The organism is Dactylosporangium sp. NPDC000244 (genome assembly GCF_040300725.1).
In the GTDB taxonomy this organism is placed as follows: Bacteria; Actinomycetota; Actinomycetes; order Mycobacteriales; family Micromonosporaceae; genus Dactylosporangium.
This window is the reverse complement of the sequence record NZ_JBEPEH010000014.1, coordinates 116,635-134,920: the sequence shown is the minus strand read 5'-3', so window position 1 is coordinate 134,920 and position 18,286 is coordinate 116,635. Positions and strand designations below refer to the sequence as shown.

The window sequence follows — 18,286 nt, the reverse complement described above, 5'->3', positions numbered from 1 at the left end:
ATTCAACTACCTAGCGTGCGCAGACTAACACCGCAAGTGGCCGAATCGGCTAGATTCTTGACCATGAGGACCAGGGTGGAGCAGCTGAGCCGGGCCGGTGTCGCGGTCCTGCTCGCCGCCGTCGCCGGCATCGCGTTCGCCCGTCCGGCCTATGCCGCCACGCACAGCGTGACGACCACGCAGGACGCCGACGACCTCGGCGCCTGCGCGAATCCGGCAATCACGACCGGCACCGGCGCCGACGGCCAGCTGTCGCTGCGCGAGGCGGTCTGCCGGGCCCGCAACGCCGGCACGGGCACCGTCGCGGTCCCCGCCGGCACCTACACCCTGAGCCTCGGCGCCCTCGTCGTCGCCGGCGGCGCGGGCCCGGTACAGCTGACCGTGACCGGCGCCGGAGCCGGATCGACCGTGGTGGACGGCGGCGCGGCCGACCGCGTGTTCAACCTCGACCCGGGCGAGGCCGGCGCCGTCGACGTCACGCTGTCCGGTCTCACGATCCGCAACGGCCGCGGGACCGACGGCGTGGGCGGCGGCGGCATCCTCGCGGGCGCGCCCGCCGCGGCCACCCCCGACTCGCTGACCCTCTCCGACTGCCGCGTCACCGGCAACGTCAACGACGTGTCGGCGAGCCGCACGAACGCGCCCGGCGGCGGCGTCGCCATGGCCGGCGGCAGCCTCTCGGTGTCGAACTGCACGTTCAGCGGCAACACCTCCGGCAGCAGCCCCGGCGGCGGCGTGTACTTCTCCGCCCAGCACGCCACCGACACCCTCACGATCGACGGCAGCACCTTCCGCGCCAACACGATGGCGAACACCAGCGCGTCCGGCCCGGGCGCGACCCCCAGCGGCGGTGCCGCGCTGGCCGTGCGCGCCGACGTCGCGGGCGGCTCGATGACCGTCACCGACACGACGTTCGACGGCAACAGCGCCACCGGCACCGGCAGCGGCGCCGACGCCCGCGGGGGAGCGGTCTACGTCCAGTCGGGCACCCCGGCGTTCACCCGCACCGTCTTCACCGCCAACACCGCGTCCGGCACCGGCGGCGCCCAGGGCCTCGGCGGCGCGCTGTACGTGGCCGGGAGCGCGAGCGTCACCTACAGCCGGATCACGGGCAACACGCCCGGCCTGTACCACGCGGGCGGCACGCTCACCGCGACGCGCGACTGGTGGGGCTGCAACGCCGGGGCCGGCGGCGGCGCGGGCTGCGACGCCGTGGTCAACGCGGCGGGCACGCTGACCGCGACACCCATGCTGCAGCTGGGCGTCGCGGTGGTGCCGGCGTCGATCCTTACCGGCGCCACGTCGACGGCGACGGCGGGCTTCCTCACCGACTCGGCGGCGGCGAGCGTGCCCGCCGGCCAGCTCGGCGCGCTCACCGGGGCCGCGGTGACCTGGTCCGCGACGGGCGGGACGCTCTCGGCCCAGCAGGCCGCGATCCAGTCCGGCACGGGCACCGCCACGGCCACGTTCACCGGCACGGCCAGCGGCGCCGGCTCGGTGCAGGCCACCGTGGACGGCCAGGCGCAGTCCGGCGCGGTCGCGGTCCGCACGCCGCCGGGCGCCCCGACCGCGGTGGGCGGGACGGTCACCGGCCCGGGCGTCGTCTCGGTGACGTGGACCGCGCCGCCCGGCGGCGCCGACTCCTACCGGGTGTACGCGTCCGACGGCTCCACCGTGGACTGTCCCGCGTCGCCGTGCGCCGTTGCGGGGCTGACGCCGGGGTCGCAGTACACCTTCGCCGTCTCCGCCTTCGCCGCCGGGCTCGAGGGCCCCAGGTCGTCGGCGTCCGGCCCGGTGACCGCGCTCGACGTGCCGGCCGCGCCCGGGGCGCCCTCCGCGGCCGTGGCCGGGGACCGCTCGATGAGCCTGACGTGGACCGCCCCCGCCCCGCCGGTCACCGGCTACCAGGTCGAGGTGTCCGGGGACGGCGGCGCGTTCACGGCGGTCGCCACCGGGGACTGCGCCGCGCCCGCGACGACGTCGTGCACGGTCTCGGGCCTCACCGGCGGCGGCTCCTACCGCTTCCGGGTCTCGGCCGGCAACGCCGCCGGCGCCGGCCCGGCGTCGGCGCCGTCGGCCGCCGTCACCGCCGTGGCCGCGCCGGACGCGCCCACCATCGGCGCCGCGACGGTCACGGGTCCGGGCACGGTGTCGGTGGCGTGGACCGCCCCGCCCGGCGGCGCCGACTCGTACCGCGTGCACGCGTCCGACGGGTCCACAGTGGACTGCTCCGCCTCCCCGTGCACCGTCTCCGGGCTGACCGTGGGCTCGCAGTACACGTTCACCGTCTCGGCGCTGCGCGCGGGGGTCGAGGGCGCCCGCTCGGCGCCGTCGTCCACGGTCACGGCGCTCGACCCGCCCGCGGCCCCCGGCCCGCCGAGCGCGGTCGTGGGCGGCGACGCGGTGCTGGACCTGACGTGGACCGCGCCCGCGGCGCCGGTCACCTCCTACCGGGTCGAGGTCTCGGCCGGCGGCGGCGCCTACAGCACGGTGTCCACCGGGGACTGCGCCGCGCCCGCCACCGCGTCGTGCTCGATCCCGGGCCTGACCGCGGGCGTCTCCTACCGCTTCCGGGTCACCGGCCGCAACGACGCCGGATTCGGCAGCGCCTCGGCGCCGTCGGCCGCCATGGTCGCCGTCGCCGTGCCGGGCGCCCCGGGCACGCCGGTCGCGACGGTGAGCGGCGACCGGGCCCTGCACCTGACGTGGACCGCGCCCGCCCCGCCGGTGACCGGCTACGGCGTCGAGCTGTCCGAGGACGGCGGCGCGTTCGCCGCGGTGTCCACCGGGGACTGCGCCGCCCCCGCCGGGTTGTCGTGCACCGTCCCGGGCCTGACCGCGGGGTCGTCGTACCGCTTCCGGGTGAGCGCCCGCAACCAGGCCGGCGGCGGCGTCGCGTCCGCGGCCTCGGCCGCGACCGTCGCCGTGGCGGCGCCGGGCGCCCCGGCGATCGGCCCGGTCACCGTCAACGGCTCCGGCACCGTCTCGGTGACCTGGACCGGGCCGGGCGGGACCGTCGACGGCTACCGGGTGCACGTCTCCGGCGGGTCCACGGTGGACTGTGCCGCGTCGCCGTGCACGGTCCCGGGGCTGAGCGCCGGGGTGGAGTACACCTTCTCGGTCTCCGCGCTTCGCGGTGGCGTCGAGGGCACCCGATCCTCCGCGTCGAGCCCGATCACCGCCCTGGCCGCCGCGACCCCGCCGGCGATCCAGAGCGCGGCCCCGGCCGACCGCGGGGCCGTGATCACGTGGAGCCCGCCGGCCTCGGCCGCGGGCATCACGGGCTACACGGCCACCGCCCAGCCCGGCGGCGCGAGCTGCGACGCGACGGCGGCCACGTGCTCGATCACCGGCCTCACCAACGGCACCCGGTACACGATCACCGTGGTCGCGCACTCCCCGGCCGGCGACTCCGCGCCCAGCGCCCCGGCGACGACGACACCGGGCGTGGCCCCGGGCGCCCCGGCGGGCGTGACCGCGGTGGCGGGCGTCGCCTCGATCACCGTCTCGTGGACGGCGGGCACCCCCGGCTCGGGCATCGCCGGCTACATCGCCACCGCCACGCCGGGCCCGGCCACGTGCGAGACGAGCAGCGCCACGGACACGAGCTGCGTGCTCGGGGCCGAGGGCGGCAAGTCGTACACCGTCACGGTCGTGGCCAAGGGCGCGCACGGCGGCGACTCGGCCGCGAGCCCGCCCTCGGCGGCGGTCGCGCCGACGACCCCCACCCCGCCCGCGACCGTGCCCGACACCCCGCTGACGCTGGTGACGGACCAGGGCCCGACCGGCACCGTCCCGCCCGGCAAGCGCATCGTCGTCACGGGGCGGGGCTTCGCCCCCTACTCGACCGTCACGGTGACGGTGTACTCCAGCCCGACGGTCCTGACCACGGTGACCGCGGACGCGAACGGCGACTTCTCGGTCCCGGTGACGGTACCGGCGGACCTGCCCGCGGGGGAGCACGCCTTCGTGGCCCTGGGCACCGGCCCGGACGGCGCCGCGCACACCCTGAAGCTGGCGCTGACCGTCCAGCCCGCGGCCGTCACGACCCCGGTCACGACACCGGGCCCGGCGACGGGCACGCTGCCGGTGACCGGCGTCGCGCTGGGCCTGATGCTGCTGACCGGGCTCGGCCTGGTCCTGACCGGCGCGACCGTGCGGCTGCTCGCCCGGCGCTGAGGCCGCGACCGGGTATACGGTGGGCCATCGACATTCGCAGACCCGGCGGCCCCGCGCGCATCGCCACCGACGACGGCCCGGCCTGGCTGCTGCGCCGCCGCCGCGACGTGGTCGCCGCGCTGGCCGACCCGCGGCTGTCGCCCTGCCCCCGCCACGCGGCGGGCGCCGACTATCGCGGCTACGACCTGCCGCCGGCGTTCCGGGAGAACATCATCAGCGCCGAGCCGGACGACCACCGCCGGCTGCGGCGCCTGGTGACCCCGCTGATGGACCGCGCGGCCGCGCACCGCGCGCGGCTGCGGTTCCGCCGGGCGGCCGAGCAGGCGCTCCTGGCCGCGGGGGAGCGCTTCGACCTGGTCCAGGACTTCGCCGGCCCGTACGTCGCCGCGTCCACGGCGGACTGGCTGGGCCTGCCGCGAGCCCAGCGCGAGGCGTACACGGCCTGGGCGAACCGGGTCGTGGGCCCGGACTCGGCAACCGTGCGGGCCCGCGACACCCTGCCCGCGATGGCGGCGATCGTCGAGGCGCTGCCGCCCCTGCCCGGCATGGGGCCGGGCGAGTCCACGGCGATGCTCTTCTACCTGCTCTTCGTGTGGTACGAGATCTGCGTGGACGCCGTCGCGAGCAGCGCCCTCGTGGCCGCCGAGCACGGGGACTTCCGCAGATGGCAGTGGGCGGCGGACGAGGCCCTGCGCCGCCACACGCCGCAGACGACGACGTTTCGCCGCTTCGCCACCGAGGACATCCGGCTCGCGGACGCCACGATCGAGGCGGGCCAGACGGTCCTGCTGTCGCTGGCCGCCGCCGGCCGGGAGGGCGGCCCGCACGTCGCGTTCGGCTACGGCCCGCACCGCTGCCCGGGCGAGCCGATCGCCGCGGCCCTGATCCGCGAGGCCCTGACGGTGCTGGACGGCCGGGTGCAGATCCCCGAGCAGGCCGTCGAGTGGCGCTCGGGCCTGCGCACGCACGGGCCCCGCGGCGTGCGGGCCCGCCGTGCGGAGGGCACGGACTCGGGCGGCACCGGCACTGTGTAGGCTGCCGCCCCGTGGAAAACAGTCCGGCGGTGCGGGTCGCGGCCGTGTGCCGCGGGCTCGTCGCCGCGCCGTGGTTCAACGCCGCGTCGTTCGTCGTGATCGTGCTCAATGCGGCCACGCTGGGCCTGGAGACCTACCACGGCTTCGTCGAGGAGGCCGGACCGGCGTTTCACGCGCTGGAGTACGTCTTCCTCGGCTGCTTCTCGGTCGAGCTGCTGATCCGCTTCGCCGCGAACGTGAGGGGCTTCGCGCGCGACGGGTGGAACCTGTTCGACCTCGCGATCATCATCGCGCCGCTGATCCCGGGCGTGCGCGAGAACGTGACGCTGCTGCGGCTGCTGCGCCTGGCCCGGATCGTGCGCGCGTTCCGGCTCTTCCCGAGCCTGCGGGTGATCCTCGTCGGCATCCGCCGGAGCCTGCCGGGGCTGGGCAGCTTCCTGCTCATCACGCTGCTCGTGCTCTACGGCTACGCCATGGTCGGCTGGATGCTCTTCGGCACCGCGTACCCGGAGCAGTACGGCACCGTCGGGCAGGCCATGCTGTCACTGTTCCTGCTGCTGTCCCTGGACGGCATCACCGACACGCTGCGGGCCGGGCGCGAGGTCACCGAGTGGGGAGTCCTGTACTACCTGTCGTACATGATCACCGCGTCGTACCTGCTCACCAACCTGCTCGTCGGCGTGGTCCTCAACGCGCTGCAGGAGGCGCACGAGTCGGAGAAGCAGCCGCCGCCCCCGGTGAACAAGGGCATCGAGGAGCGGCTGGCGGTCCTGCGCGCGGCCCTGGAGGACCTCGAGCGCGAGTACCGGTCGCCGGAGCCGCCCCGCGAGGAGACGGCCCCGGCTCCAGTGCTTAGTGGTGCTCCCACCAGGCGTGGGCGGTGACCGCGGCGTAGGCGTCGACGATGCCGTGACCGTAGAAACCGTTGAACTGCTTGCTGCCCTCGCAGGTCGCGTCGAACTCGGCCGAGCGGCCGACGTTGACGTACGACACCGTGCGCGGCTCGGGGCACGCGTGCTCCGAGGCCGTGCTGAGCAGCAGGTACTCCACCTTCCAGGGCTCCAGGCCGAAGCCGTTACGGCCCTGCTTGCTGCCGTGCGCGCTGACGATCAGCGCCGCGACGCCGGCGGCGTGCGGCGAGGCCATCGAGGTGCCCTGCAGGTAGGTGTAGTACCCGCACTGCCCGGCCGCGTTGCACTGCTTGAAGACGGAGTCGGCGAACTCGGGCAGGACGTTGCCGTCCGCGTCGACCGAGCCCTCCTCCTGCAGCACCTTCTTCGGGTACGTGGACAGGATCTCGTTGCCCACGGTCCGATAGGTGTCGGTGCCCAGGCCGTCACGGAAGTAGCCGCCCGGTGCCGAGACGGCGGTCCGCTCCACCCCGTAGTCGGAGTAGTCGGCCTTGTTCAGCGACGGACCGAGCGAGGACACGCTGATGACGAAGGGGCCCTCCGTCGGCAGGTCCCAGCACGAGCTGTTCTGGATCGGCCGGTCGTAGGCCGTGTCCGCGGGGTAGTCCGGGCTGGAGATGTCCGTGCGCGGCTTGCCCTTGTCCTCGTGGTTGTTGCCCAGCGCGCTGATCAGGGTCACGCCCTTGGTGTGCGCGTAGGTGAGGGCTCGGAACATCGCCTTGATGATCGTGCGCTGCTCCGCCTGCGCGGCCGGGGAGTCGGCCGGGTTGGCGACGCAGTTGTACGCCCACGGGTCGACGTAGAACGACATGTTCACCACGTCGATGCCGTTGTTGGCCGCGTGCACGAGCGCGTTGACGACCGGCTCCAGGAAGAAGTACCCGGAGTCCTGGCCGCCCTTGAGCTCGACCAGCGACACGTTCGGCGCGACACCGGAGACGCCGATGCCGTTGGCCGCCGCGCCGATCGTGCCGGCGACGTGCGTGCCGTGGCCGCCGTCGTCGGTGCCGACCGGGTCGAGGCAGCTCGCGACCTCGCACGGCCCGTCGATGTCGGGCATGTCCTTCGCGAAGTTCTTCGACAGCGCCCAGTTGAAGTTCGGGGCGATGTCGGGGTTGGACGCGTCCACGCCGGTGTCGAGGATGCCGACGGTCACGCGCTTGTCGCCCGCGTTGACCTTCCGCGCCTTGTCCGACCGGACGGTCGTGAGGCCCCACAGCTTGTCGTCCAGCGGGTCCATCCCGGCCGTGGCCGGCTTGTTGCCGCCGCCCCGCTTCGCGGCCGCCTGCTGGGCCTCGCGCTCGACGTCGCCCGCCTGCTCCTTCTTCGGAGCGTGGCCGATCACGGTCTTGCGCGTCGCCCCGACGAGCGCGGCCGCGTTCGCGGCCTTCTCGACGAAGCCGTTCTGCGGCGCGAGGACCGTGAACATCCCCACGTCGCTGGTGCCGCCGGTCACCTTGCCGCCGGCCTTGACGATGGCGGCGGTGGCGTCGGCCGTGGAGACGTTGTCCGCGGCCACGACCGTGTACTCGGTCGTGGCCCCGGCCTCGGCGTTGGCGGGGGCCGGCACCAGGCCCGCCGCCGTCAGCGTCAGCGTCGCGGTGAGCACCGCGGCGCCGGTGAGCTTCCTTCTGTATCCCACATAACCTCCCTGGTCGAGGGAATGGGGACCATGGAACCGGAGACCCACCCGCCGACGGAACCCTCGCTGCCCGATTCCGCGAATGCGAGGGTGAATGACGGCGGCCACGACCTGGTGGCGCACCGCCCGCACCTGAGCCGGGCGACGTACTTCCGCCGCCCGCGCCAGGGCCTCGAACGCATCGCCGACCTGCTGCGCTAGGGGATCCGCCCTACGTGATCATCCCGATGTCGCGGCGATGTCACGATGCGTGGGTGACAGTCGAACGAACCGTGCGGTTGTACCTCGGCGAGCGCTCCCGCGCCGCGACCACGCACACCAACCTCTCAGCCGTGCGCGCCGACGGGCCGGTGCTCTGGGTCGCCGGCGACGAGACCGCCACGATCGAGCGGCTCGTGGCCGACGACCCCCTCGAGCCCGGACGCTACACCGACGAGACCAGCTACCGCCTCGCCGACCTCGTGCCGCTGCCCGGTGCCGACGCCGACGAGGAGGCCGACATCGAGGGTCTGGCGCGCTCGGGGCCGTTCCTGTGGGCCGTCGGCTCGCACAGCCTGCGCCGCAAGCAGATCAAGGCCCACCACGACGGCGCCAAGCCGCTCAAGCGGCTCGCCCGGGTCGAGGGCCAGGACAACCGGCAGATCCTGGTGCGGCTGCCGATCGCCGGCGGCGAGCCGGTGCCGTGGGTGGACACCGAGGCGGGCCGGCAGCACGCGGCGATCCTCAGCGGCGAGGACAACCTGCGCGACCTGCTGCGCGACGACCCGCACCTCGCGCCGTTCCTGCCCATCCCCGGCAAGGACAACGGGCTGGACATCGAGGGCATCGCGGTGCACGGCGAGCGGGTGTACCTGGGCCTGCGCGGCCCCGTGCTGCGCGGCTGGGCGATCGTGCTGGAGCTGCGGCCCTACGCCGGGCCCGACGCCCCCCAGCGGCTGTGCCTGCGTCCCTTCGAGGACGGCCGGCGCTACCGCAAGCACGTGCTCGCCCTCGGTGGCCTCGGCATCCGCGACATGTGCCCGGACGGCGACGACCTGCTGCTGCTCGCGGGCCCGTCGATGGACCTGGACGGCCCGGTGCGCCTGTACCGCTGGCACCACGCCGCCCGCGCCGCCACCCCGCAGGTGGTGCGCGGCGACGCGGTCCGGCGCGAACTCGACCTGCCCTACGGCGAGGGCGACGACCACGCCGAGGGCATCACGCTCGTGGGGCCGCCGGAGCGCCGGCGGCTGCTCGTGGTGTACGACAGCCCGGCCCCGTCGCGCCTGCCCGGCGACGGAGCCGTGCTCGCGGACCTGGTGAAGCTGTAGGGCCCGCGCGGGGTGGGTCAGCGGCGGCGGGTCGGCCCCGGCCGGGTCGGGGTCTGGCCCGGGTCGCCCGGTCCGGGCCAGCCCGGGAAGCCGGGCACGCTCGGCTGCGGCGACACCCCGGTGCCGACGTCCTTGTTGCCGGTGATCGGCGCCCGCGGGAACTTGATCTTCGGCATGTTGACCTTGGTCAGGGCCGTGTCCATGAAGTCGGCCCAGATCGGGCCGGGCAGCTTGCCGCCGATGATGTTGTTGCCGTTGCGGTCCTTGATGGCGACCTCCTTGTCCTTGTTGCCGACCCAGACCGCGGCGGCCAGCCCCGGCGCCTTGCGGCCGGGGTCGTAGGGCACGAACCCGCCCATCCACGCGTGCGCGTTCGAGGTGGTGTTGCCCAGCTGCCAGGTGCCGGTCTTGGCGGCGAGCTGGTAGCCGTGCGGGGACTTCAGCCCGTAGTGCTGCGGCACGCCCATGAGCACCTTGGCCATGTCGTCGGCCATCTGCTCGGAGAAGCCGGGGATGCGGGTGCCCTTGAGCACCTCGCCGTAGGTCTTGCGGTCGCCGGTCCACACCTCCTTGAGGAAGTGGGTCTTGAAGGCGTTGCCGCGGGCCGCGAAGGTCGCCAGGCCGCCCGCGTGGTCGAGGACGGTGATCGGGTACTGCCCGAAGCCCACCTCCTCCTGGAAGTACCTCGGGGCCACGTCGGCCCCCTTGAGCTTTTCCAGGTCGATGCGCTGCGGCAGGTCCTGGCCCTGCACCGTCGCCCACATGTTGCGGACCCCGGCCGCGCGGGCCGTGTCGATCACCCGGGCCGGCGTGAGCTCCAGCGTGATCGCGTAGAAGGGCACGTTCAGCGACTGGACCGTGACCTCCTCCAGGGTGCACCACTTGCCGGAGCCGGACTTGCACTCCGGTTCGACGCCCTCGGTCGCATTCTTGACCTGGTTGTGCTTGGCCGCGGTGCGCCCGGGGAAGTCCTGCGGCACCCCGTTCCACATCGAGTCGATCGAGTAGCCGGCCATGAGCGCGGACGCGAGCGTGTAGACCTTGAACGTCGAGCCCGGCGGGTGCCCGCCGCCGCAGCTCTGGCCGCCGGTGCCGAGGACCGGGTCCACGTAGTAGCTCGCGTAGTCGCAGCCGTTGCCGTCGTCGCCGCCGTAGTAGGCCTTCACGCCGCCGTTGCCGGGCTCGACCGCCACGAGCGCGGCCTGCAGGTTCGGCGGCTGCTTCTCCATGTTGGAGCCCTTGGCGCGGCTGGCCTTGCTCACCGCGATCTGCTGGATGTCCTTGTCGATCGTGGTCACGATCTTCAGGCCGCCGTTGCGGATCTTGTCGAAGTTCTTCTTGCCGTCCGCGTCGGTGTCCTCGTAGATCGGCTGGCCGGTGCGCGGGTCGGTCAGCGCCGCGACCTCGCCGAGCACGTGGTGGATGATCAGGCCCTCGGGCTTGCCGAGGTTCTGCCGGGCGACCGCCCGCTCCCGCGCCTGCGCCGGCGTGATGACGTTGTCCGGGAACTTCATCCGGGTCTCGGCCTCGGCCGCGGGCACGAACTTGAGCTCGATCATCTGGTCGCGGACGTACTCGAACCGCTTCTGCGACTGCGCCTTGTCGATGTTGGGGTCGAACGGCGATCCCTTGCCGCTGTTGCCCTCGGGGTTCTTGATCAGCCCCGCCAGGAGCATGGCCTCGTTCGTCTTCAGGTCCTTCGCGGGCTTGGCGAAGTAGGCCTGGGCGGCGGCCTCCACGCCGTAGGCGCCGCGGCCGAAGTAGACGACGTTGAGGTACATCGTCATGATCTCGTCTTTGCTGTACTGCTGGTTGAGCTTCAGCGCGATGACCGCCTCGCGGAGCTTGCGCGCGTAGGTGACGCCCTCGAGATCGGCCCAGCGGCGGGCGTACTGCTGGCTGATCGTCGAGGCACCCTGCCGGTCACCACCGGAGACGTTGTTCCACGCGGCGCGCACGACGCCCTTGTAGTCCACGCCGTCGTTCGTGTAGAACGTGTTGTCCTCGGCCGCGACCACCGCGTGCTGCATGTCGGGCGGGATGTCCTTGAACGCCAGCGACGTGCGGTTCTCGCCGATGCTGCCCATCGGCGTCTGGCCGTCGGCGAAGTAGATCGTGGTCGACTGGTCCAGCGCGATGTCGTCCGGCAGCGCGACCTTGTCGAAGTAGTAGGTGCCCGAGACCATGCCGATGCCGGCGACCATGATGAACGCGGCGATCGAGGCGATGAGGATGTTGCGCCGGCGTCTTCGCTTCGCCCGCGCCCCGGCCCGGGCCGCGGCCGAGCCACTCACCGCGGGCGAGGCACTCACCGCGGGCGAGGCACTCACCGCGGCGCGGCCGGCCGGCACGCTGGCACGCCCCGCCGGCGGGCCGCTGGGAACGCGGGCCCGCCCGGATACCGGCCCGCCCATACCGTTGGCGTCCTGCTCCATGCGGCCGAGCGTACGGCCCGGCATCGATCCCGGCGACCCCCGTCATCATCGGTGACTGTCGACTCGACGGACCGCTACGGGCTGGGCCTCAGGCGGCGACCGGCACCTGGGCCTCGGCGCGCGCCGCGTCCTCCGCGCGCTCCTTGCGCAGGCCGCCCGCGAGGTACGTGACCAGCGCCAGCAGCGGCAGCGCCCCGCCGAACCCGGCCACCGCGGGCCATCCGCCCAGGTGCCAGGCCACGGTGCTCAGCTGCGCACCGGCCGCGCCGCCGAGGAAGAACGTCACCAGGAACACGGTGTTGATGCGGGCCCGGGCCGAGGGCTCCAGCCGGTACACCACCTGCTGGTTCGTGATGAGCAGCGTCTGCACGGCCGCGTCGATGACCAGCGCGGCCACCGCGAGCGCGACGACGCCGGCGATCCGGCCCGGCAGCGCGGTGACCGCGCCGGCGGCGGCGAACGCGACGCCGGCCACGAGCAGGCCCACGACCGTGCTGCGGCGGGACCAGCCGCGGTCGCTCCAGCGGCCCGCCGCCGGGGCGATGAGCGCGCCGCCCGCGCCCAGCAGCGAGAACAGGCCGACGTGCAACTCCGAGAGGTGGTACGGGGCACGGGTCAGCAGGAAGCCCATCGTCGTCCAGAACGCGGTGAACGAGCCGAACAGGGCCGCCTGGAACAGGCCGCGGCGGCGGAGGGTGGGGTGGCGCAGGGGCAGGGCCAGGGTGCTGCGCAGCAGGTGGCCGTAGCCGGCCGTCGTCGAGGGCTCGCGCACCGGCAGCATCGCGCGCAGGGCCGCCGCCAGGCCGAGCATGAACGCGGCCGACAGGGCGTAGACCCAGCGCCAGCCGAGGGCGTCGGACACCACGCCGGAGAAGGCCCGCGCCAGCAGGATGCCGGCCAGCAGGCCGCTCATCACCGTGCCGGTGACGCGGCCCCGGTCGGCGTCCGTGGCCAGGCCGGCCGCGAACGGCACCAGGATCTGGGCGACGACCGAGACCGCGCCGACGACCACGGACGCGGCCAGCAGCACCCCGAACGCGGGTGCGGCGGCGGCGCCGGTCAGCCCGGCCGCGCTCACGAGCAGCAGGACGGTCACCAGCGTGCGCACCTGCACCCGGTCGCCGAGCGGGCCGAGGAAGAACAGGCCGATCGCGTAGGCGATCTGGGTGGCCACGACGATGGTGGAGACGGTCACGTCGCCGACGCCGAAGGTGTCGCCGAGCACGGGCAGCAGCGGCTGCGCGTAGTAGAGATTGGCGGCGGTGAGCCCGCACGCCACGGCCAGCAGCCCGATGAGCCCACGACGCATGGTTCTGTACTTCCCCTTACTCGGAACGGCGTTCCGAGCCGAACCGTAGCAGGCGCGGCGATCGGCCGGAAAATGTTTCAGCCGTGTTTCGGGTGCCGGGGGAACGACACCTCCTTTTTACGGATCGGGTGGGTTTCCGCAGCTCAACTCTCCGCTAGTTTCCTGGGAACAGGATTCCGAATAAAGGAACAGGAGGGTTCGATGGACGTTCCGATGCGGCAGCGCGGACGCGCGGGCATGGAGTTCCTCGGGTCGATGCAGGGCTTCGCCGGCGGGGTGCTGCAGCCGGCCGCCGCGCAGCAGTACGAGGCGGCGGTGCCCGAGCCGCCCCTGTCCATCGCCGAGCGGCGCGCCTCGGTCTACGGCACGCTCGCCGACAGCTCCGAGTGGCGCTTCGACCGGCTGCTGACCCGCTGGGTGGCCGAGGAGATCTACGTGCGCGCCCTGCCCGCCGCCGAGCAGGCCCGCGGGCGGATCGGCGCCTGGCTGGCCGCCGACGACGCGCCCGGGACCCTGACGCTCGACCCGGACGTCGAGATCCCCGACTACTGGACCAAGGGCTTCCACCTGACCACGGGCGGCTGGGACGGCCACGACCTCATGGGCGTCGTCACCCACGACATCGCCTACGCCTACGTGCTCGCCCCCGGCGGGGTCGGCGCCGTCAAGACCGGCGAGGACCTCAACGACCAGCGGTACCTGACGGCGCTGGAGGCCCCGCGCCGGGACTACCGGCGCATCCTCGAGCCCGGCATCGGCACCGGCCGCTACGCCGTGGCCATCTCCAAGGTGCACCCGGACGCCCAGCTCGTCGGCGTGGAGCTCTCGCGCACCGGGCTGCAGTACGCCCACGCCACCGCCCGCGACCTGGGCCTGCGCTGGGAGCTGATCCAGGCCCGGGCCGAGCGGACCGGGCTGCCCGACGCCTCGGTGGACCTCGTCACCGGCTACATCCTGTTCCACGAGACGCCCACCCGCGCCACCGAGGCCATCCTGCGGGAGATGTACCGCGTGCTGGAGCCGGGCGGCGACATCGTCTTCGGCGACGTCGCGCCCTACGAGAAGCAGTCGGCGTTCCGCGCCGTCGTGCTCGACTGGGAGACCGAGAACCGGGGCGAGCCGTTCTGGCGCGCCGCGCTGCAGCTCGATCTGCCCGGGCTGTTCAAGAAGGTCGGCTTCGTCGACGTCGAGGCGTACGGCCTCGGCCCCGGCCTGTACCCCTGGATCACCCGCGGCCGCAAGCCATTGGAGGCGTGAAGATGAGCGCAGAAGCCGGCCCGTACCTCGAGTCCCGGCGCCTCGACGACCTGGCCCGCATGATCACCGAGCTCGCCTCGGAGGTGTGGATCCTCCGCGACCGCTCGATCGTGCTGGAGGAACTGCTCGTGCGCGGGGGCGTGCTCACCGCCGAGCAGATCGACGAGCTGGTCCCCGGCGGCGCGGTCCGCGAGCGTATCGCGGCCGAGCGCGCGGCATTCGTCCGGCGCGTGTTCGGCGCGATCCTCGACGAGGACACCCGCACCGCCGCGGCCATGCAGTCGCCGTGAGCGGCCGCTTCCTGCTGCGGCGGGCGGCCCACCTGATCGCGGTGCTCTTCGGCGTGATGACGCTGCTCTTCGTGCTCCTGCGGGTGTCCGGCGACCCGGCGGCGTCGATCGCCGGGCAGGACGCCACGCCCGAGGCGGTCGAGGCGATCCGCGAGCAGCTCGGGCTCAACCGTCCACTGTGGGCGCAGTACCTCACCTTCCTCGGCGACCTGGTGCGCTTCGACTTCGGCGAGTCGTTCCAGAGCCGCCAGGACGCCCTCGGGATGATCCTCAAGCAGCTGCCGGCCAGCCTCGAGCTCGTCGCCGTGAGCTTCCTGTTCGCGCTGCTGGTCGCCATCCCGCTGGGCATCGCGGCCGGCATGACCCGCAACCGTGTCTACCAGCGGTTCGTCGACACCGTCGTGCTGTTCGGCCAGGCGGTGCCGGTGTTCTGGTTCGCCATCGTGCTCGTGTTCATCTTCGCGGTCACGCTCGGCGCGGTGCCCTCGATCCGCACGCCCGACCCGCTGAGCTGGGTGCTGCCGGTCGTGACGCTGGCCCTGCACCCGATCGCGCGGCTGCTGCAGTTCACCCGGGCGGGGCTCGCCGAGAGCCTGCGGGAGGACTTCACCCGCACCGCGCGGGCGAAGGGGCTGGGCCGGGGCCGTGTGGTGAGCCGGCACGCGCTGCGCCCGGTGGCCACCTCGCTGGTCACCGTGGCCGGCCTGGACCTCGGCCAGATGCTCAGCGCGGTGGTGCTCATCGAGACCATCTTCGCCTGGCCCGGCATCGGCCAGCTGCTGGTGCACGCGGTCACCGCCCGCGACTACCCGCTGGTCGAGGCGACCACATTCATCTTCGCGCTCATCGTCGTGGTGATCAACTTCGTCGTCGACCTGACGTACGAGCGGATCGACCCGCGCGTGCGCGTGCATTGAGAGACAGGAGGGCTCCGATGACGGCAGTGCCGATCAACGCCCCCGCCGCCGTCGTGCGGCTGCGCGCGCGGCCGGTGCCGGTGACCCTGGCCGCGCAGCTGCTGCGCCGGCCCGCGGCCGTCGTGTCGCTGCTCGTGCTGGCCGGCCTCGCGGTGCTGGCCGTCTTCGGCCCGGCGCTCGCCCCGCACGGCGCCGAGGACCAGGACTACGCCAACATCCTGGCCAAGCCGATCTGGGACGGGGGCACCTGGACCTACCCGCTCGGCACCGACGAGCTCGGCCGGGACCTGCTCAGCCGGATGATCGTCGGCTCCCGCACCGCGCTGGGCCTGGCCTTCGCCGCGGCCCTGCTCACCGGCGTCGTGGGCACCGCGCTGGGGCTCCTCGCCGGGCTCTACACCCGCGTCGTCGGGCCGGTCATCATGTGGGTCGTCGACGCGCAGCTGGGCTTCCCCTACCTGGTGCTGGCCCTGGCCCTGGTCGCCGCCCGCGGCCCGAGCCTGTCGACCGTCTTCCTGGTGCTGGCGCTGTTCGGCTGGGTGCAGTTCGCCCGGGTGGTGCGGGCCGAGGTCCTGCGGGTGAAGACCGCCGACTACGTGCTCGCCGCCCGCGGCGCCGGCGCCTCCGACCTCATGATCGTGCTGCGGCACATCCTGCCCAACGTCCTGTCGACCACCATCGTCGTGGGCACGTTCACGTTCTCGGCCGTGCTGCTCGTCGAGAGCGGCCTGAGCTTCCTCGGCGCCGGCGTGCAGCCGCCGACCGCGGACTGGGGCGCGATGATGGCCGGCGGCCGGGTGTTCCTGAACACCTCGTGGTGGTACTCCGTCGTCCCCGGCGTCATGGTCGTGATCACCGTGCTCGCCGTCAACACGCTCGGCTCGGCCGTGCGCTCGGTGCTCAACCCGCGGGAGGCCCGATGACCCAGGCGCTGCTGAGCATCCGCGACCTCACGGTCGGGATCCGCGACACCACCCCGGTGCGCGGCGTCGACCTCGACATCGCGCCCGGGGAGATCGTCGGCATCGTGGGCGAGACCGGCTCGGGCAAGAGCCTCTCGGCGCTGTCGGTGCTGCGGCTGCTCAACCATCCCGTGCGCATCACCGGCGGGCAGGTGCTCTTCGAGGGCACCGACCTGACCGGGCTGCCCGAGCGGCGCCTGCGCGCGGTGCGGGGCGGCCGGATCGGCATGATCTTCCAGGACCCGATGACGGCGCTGAACCCGTACCACCGCGTCGGCGACCAGATCGTCGAGGCGATCCGCGAGCACCGGCCGGTCGGGCGGGCCGAGGCGCACGCCGAGGCGGTACGGCTGCTCGGCGAGGTCGGCATCGTCGACCCGGCCGGGCGCGCCCGGCAGTTCCCGCACGAGCTGTCCGGCGGGATGCGCCAGCGCGCGATGATCGCCATGGCGCTGGCCAACCGGCCCGCGCTGCTCATCGCCGACGAGCCCACCACCGGCCTCGACGTCACCATCGAGGCGCAGATCCTCGCGCTCGTCAAGGACCTCAACCGCCGGCACGGCATGGCGGTCATGATGATCACCCACAACCTCGGCGTGGTGGCCGGGCTGTGCGAGCGCACCGTCGTCATGTACGGCGGCCGGATCGTCGAGTCCGGCCCGACCGCCGAGCTGTTCGCCGACCCGCGCCACCCCTACACCCGGGCGCTGCTCGGCGCGGTGCCCCGGCGCGGGCACGGCTCCCGCCCGCTCACCTCGATCCCCGGGCTCCCGCCGGACCTGCGCGCGATGCCGGCGGGGTGCGCGTTCCACCCGCGCTGCCCGGTCGCCGTGGCGCGCTGCCACGAGGAGGACCCGCCGCTGTCGAGCGCGGGGGAGCGCTCCTGGCGCTGCCTGCGCGCGCAGGAGGCGTCATGACCGCGGTCACCGAGCCGATCACGGGACCGATCACGACCGCCCGGGCCGTGTCCCGGCACTACGGCGGGACCCGCGCCGTCGACGGCGTCGACCTGGACGTCTTCGAGGGCGACGTGCTCGGCGTGGTCGGCGAGTCCGGCAGCGGCAAGTCGACGCTGGGCCGGGTGCTGGCCCAGCTCGAGCTGGCCACCGCCGGCGAGGTCACCGTCGCCGGCCGCAACGCCCTCGCGCTGCGCGGGCGGGAGCGGCGGGCGTTCCGCCGGCACGTCCAGTTCGTCTTCCAGGACCCGTACTCGGCGCTCAACCCGCGCCGCACGATCGGCCAGAGCCTGGAGGAGCCGCTGCTCAACCACCGGATGGGCAACCGGCGCGAGCGGGCCGGGCGGGTGCTGGCGCTCATGGACGCGTGCGGGCTGCGGGCGGAGCTGGCCGACCGGTACCCCAACGAGCTCTCCGGCGGCCAGCGCCAGCGCGTCGGCATCGCCCGCGCCCTGGTGCTGCGCCCGCGGGTGCTCGTGCTCGACGAGCCGCTGTCGGCGCTGGACGTCTCGGTGCAGGCCCAGATCGTCAACCTGCTCAAGGAGCTGCGCGAGGAGTTCGCGCTGACCTACGTGTTCATCACGCACGACCTCGGGATCGTGGAGTACCTGTGCAACCGGGTCGCGGTGATGTACCGCGGCCGGATCGTCGAGACCGCGGACACCGGCACCGCGTTCACCGGCCCGCGGCACCCCTACACCACGGCGCTGCTGAGCGCCGTGCCCGTCGCCGACCCCGAGCGGGAGCGCCGGCGCGAGCCCATCCTGCTGGCCGGCGAGGCCGCCGACGCCTGGGACGGCCGCGGCTGCCGGTTCGCCGCCCGCTGCCCGGTGGCCCGCGACGACTGCCGCACGGCCGAGCCGCCCGTCGTCGAGACCGCGCCGGGCCAGCTCGTCGCGTGCCATTATCCGGGCTCCCTGAAATTGCCCTAAGAATTTCGTTTCCAATGCGTTTCCAAATATTGCGGGCGGTTCTCGAAACCGTCCGCAATATTTGCATGTCCGGGCAGCTCAGAGTGTGTGCGAAAATGCATTCACGGCCTCTTGTAAATGCCCTGTTCGACTGCCATGCTTCCGGAATTGGA

The 18,286-nt window shown here is 73.6% G+C and carries 13 protein-coding genes; 10 read left to right on the top strand and 3 right to left on the bottom strand.

Going from position 1 to position 18,286, the window contains the following annotated elements; translation table 11 throughout:
* The first annotated feature begins 63 nt into the window (after positions 1–63).
* The 3 genes from ABT369_RS21290 to ABT369_RS21280 all read left to right on the top strand — a co-directional run bounded on the left by ABT369_RS21290 (position 64) and on the right by ABT369_RS21280 (position 6,097).
* Positions 64–4,179, top strand: a complete 4,116-nt coding sequence (locus tag ABT369_RS21290) for a fibronectin type III domain-containing protein (protein ID WP_350614198.1) — start codon at positions 64–66, stop codon at positions 4,177–4,179.
* A gap of 107 nt (positions 4,180–4,286) precedes the next feature.
* Positions 4,287–5,213 (top strand): cytochrome P450 family protein, encoded by a 927-nt coding sequence (locus ABT369_RS21285; protein ID WP_350614197.1) that lies wholly within the window; start codon positions 4,287–4,289, stop codon positions 5,211–5,213.
* 11 nt (positions 5,214–5,224) lie between these two features.
* Entirely contained in the window at positions 5,225–6,097 is an 873-nt protein-coding gene (locus ABT369_RS21280) for an ion transporter (RefSeq protein WP_350614196.1), read from the top strand.
* Here ABT369_RS21280 and ABT369_RS21275 read toward each other — a convergent pair.
* A complete protein-coding gene (locus ABT369_RS21275) occupies positions 6,066–7,766 on the bottom strand; it encodes a S8 family serine peptidase (protein WP_350614194.1) in 1,701 nt (566 codons plus the stop codon). The genes ABT369_RS21280 and ABT369_RS21275 overlap by 32 nt on opposite strands.
* A 254-nt stretch (positions 7,767–8,020) precedes the next feature.
* On the opposite strand from ABT369_RS21275, the gene ABT369_RS21270 reads away from it, so the two are divergent.
* The gene (locus ABT369_RS21270) at positions 8,021–9,076 is read left to right on the top strand and encodes a DUF3616 domain-containing protein (RefSeq protein ID WP_350614193.1); all 1,056 of its coding nucleotides are present in this window, start codon (positions 8,021–8,023) and stop codon (positions 9,074–9,076) included.
* 17 nt (positions 9,077–9,093) lie between these two features.
* Here ABT369_RS21270 and ABT369_RS21265 read toward each other — a convergent pair whose 3' ends face one another.
* Both ABT369_RS21265 and ABT369_RS21260 read right to left on the bottom strand, forming a co-directional pair.
* Entirely contained in the window at positions 9,094–11,511 is a 2,418-nt protein-coding gene (locus tag ABT369_RS21265) for a transglycosylase domain-containing protein (protein WP_350614191.1), read from the bottom strand.
* An 88-nt stretch (positions 11,512–11,599) separates the two neighbouring features.
* Entirely contained in the window at positions 11,600–12,820 is a 1,221-nt protein-coding gene (locus tag ABT369_RS21260) for an MFS transporter (RefSeq protein WP_350614189.1), read from the bottom strand.
* A gap of 201 nt (positions 12,821–13,021) precedes the next feature.
* Here ABT369_RS21260 and ABT369_RS21255 point away from each other — a divergent pair, with 201 nt between their 5' ends.
* The 6 genes from ABT369_RS21255 to ABT369_RS21230 are packed head-to-tail and all read left to right on the top strand — an operon-like array spanning position 13,022 to position 18,134.
* Positions 13,022–14,077, top strand: coding sequence for a class I SAM-dependent methyltransferase (locus ABT369_RS21255; RefSeq protein ID WP_350614188.1), 1,056 nt, complete (start codon positions 13,022–13,024; stop codon positions 14,075–14,077).
* 2 nt (positions 14,078–14,079) lie between these two features.
* Positions 14,080–14,367, top strand: a complete 288-nt coding sequence (locus ABT369_RS21250; protein ID WP_350614186.1) for a hypothetical protein — start codon at positions 14,080–14,082, stop codon at positions 14,365–14,367.
* A complete protein-coding gene (locus ABT369_RS21245) occupies positions 14,364–15,284 on the top strand; it encodes an ABC transporter permease (protein ID WP_350614185.1) in 921 nt (306 codons plus the stop codon). Before ABT369_RS21250 ends, ABT369_RS21245 begins: the two co-directional genes overlap by 4 nt.
* Positions 15,285–15,301: 17 nt before the next feature.
* Positions 15,302–16,207 (top strand): ABC transporter permease, encoded by a 906-nt coding sequence (locus ABT369_RS21240; protein WP_350614184.1) that lies wholly within the window; start codon positions 15,302–15,304, stop codon positions 16,205–16,207.
* Positions 16,204–17,163, top strand: a complete 960-nt coding sequence (locus ABT369_RS21235) for an ABC transporter ATP-binding protein (RefSeq protein WP_350614183.1) — start codon at positions 16,204–16,206, stop codon at positions 17,161–17,163. The genes ABT369_RS21240 and ABT369_RS21235 overlap by 4 nt, the downstream gene beginning before the upstream one ends.
* Positions 17,160–18,134, top strand: coding sequence for an ABC transporter ATP-binding protein (locus tag ABT369_RS21230; RefSeq protein ID WP_350614182.1), 975 nt, complete (start codon positions 17,160–17,162; stop codon positions 18,132–18,134). Before ABT369_RS21235 ends, ABT369_RS21230 begins: the two co-directional genes overlap by 4 nt.
* Positions 18,135–18,286: the final 152 nt, after the last annotated feature.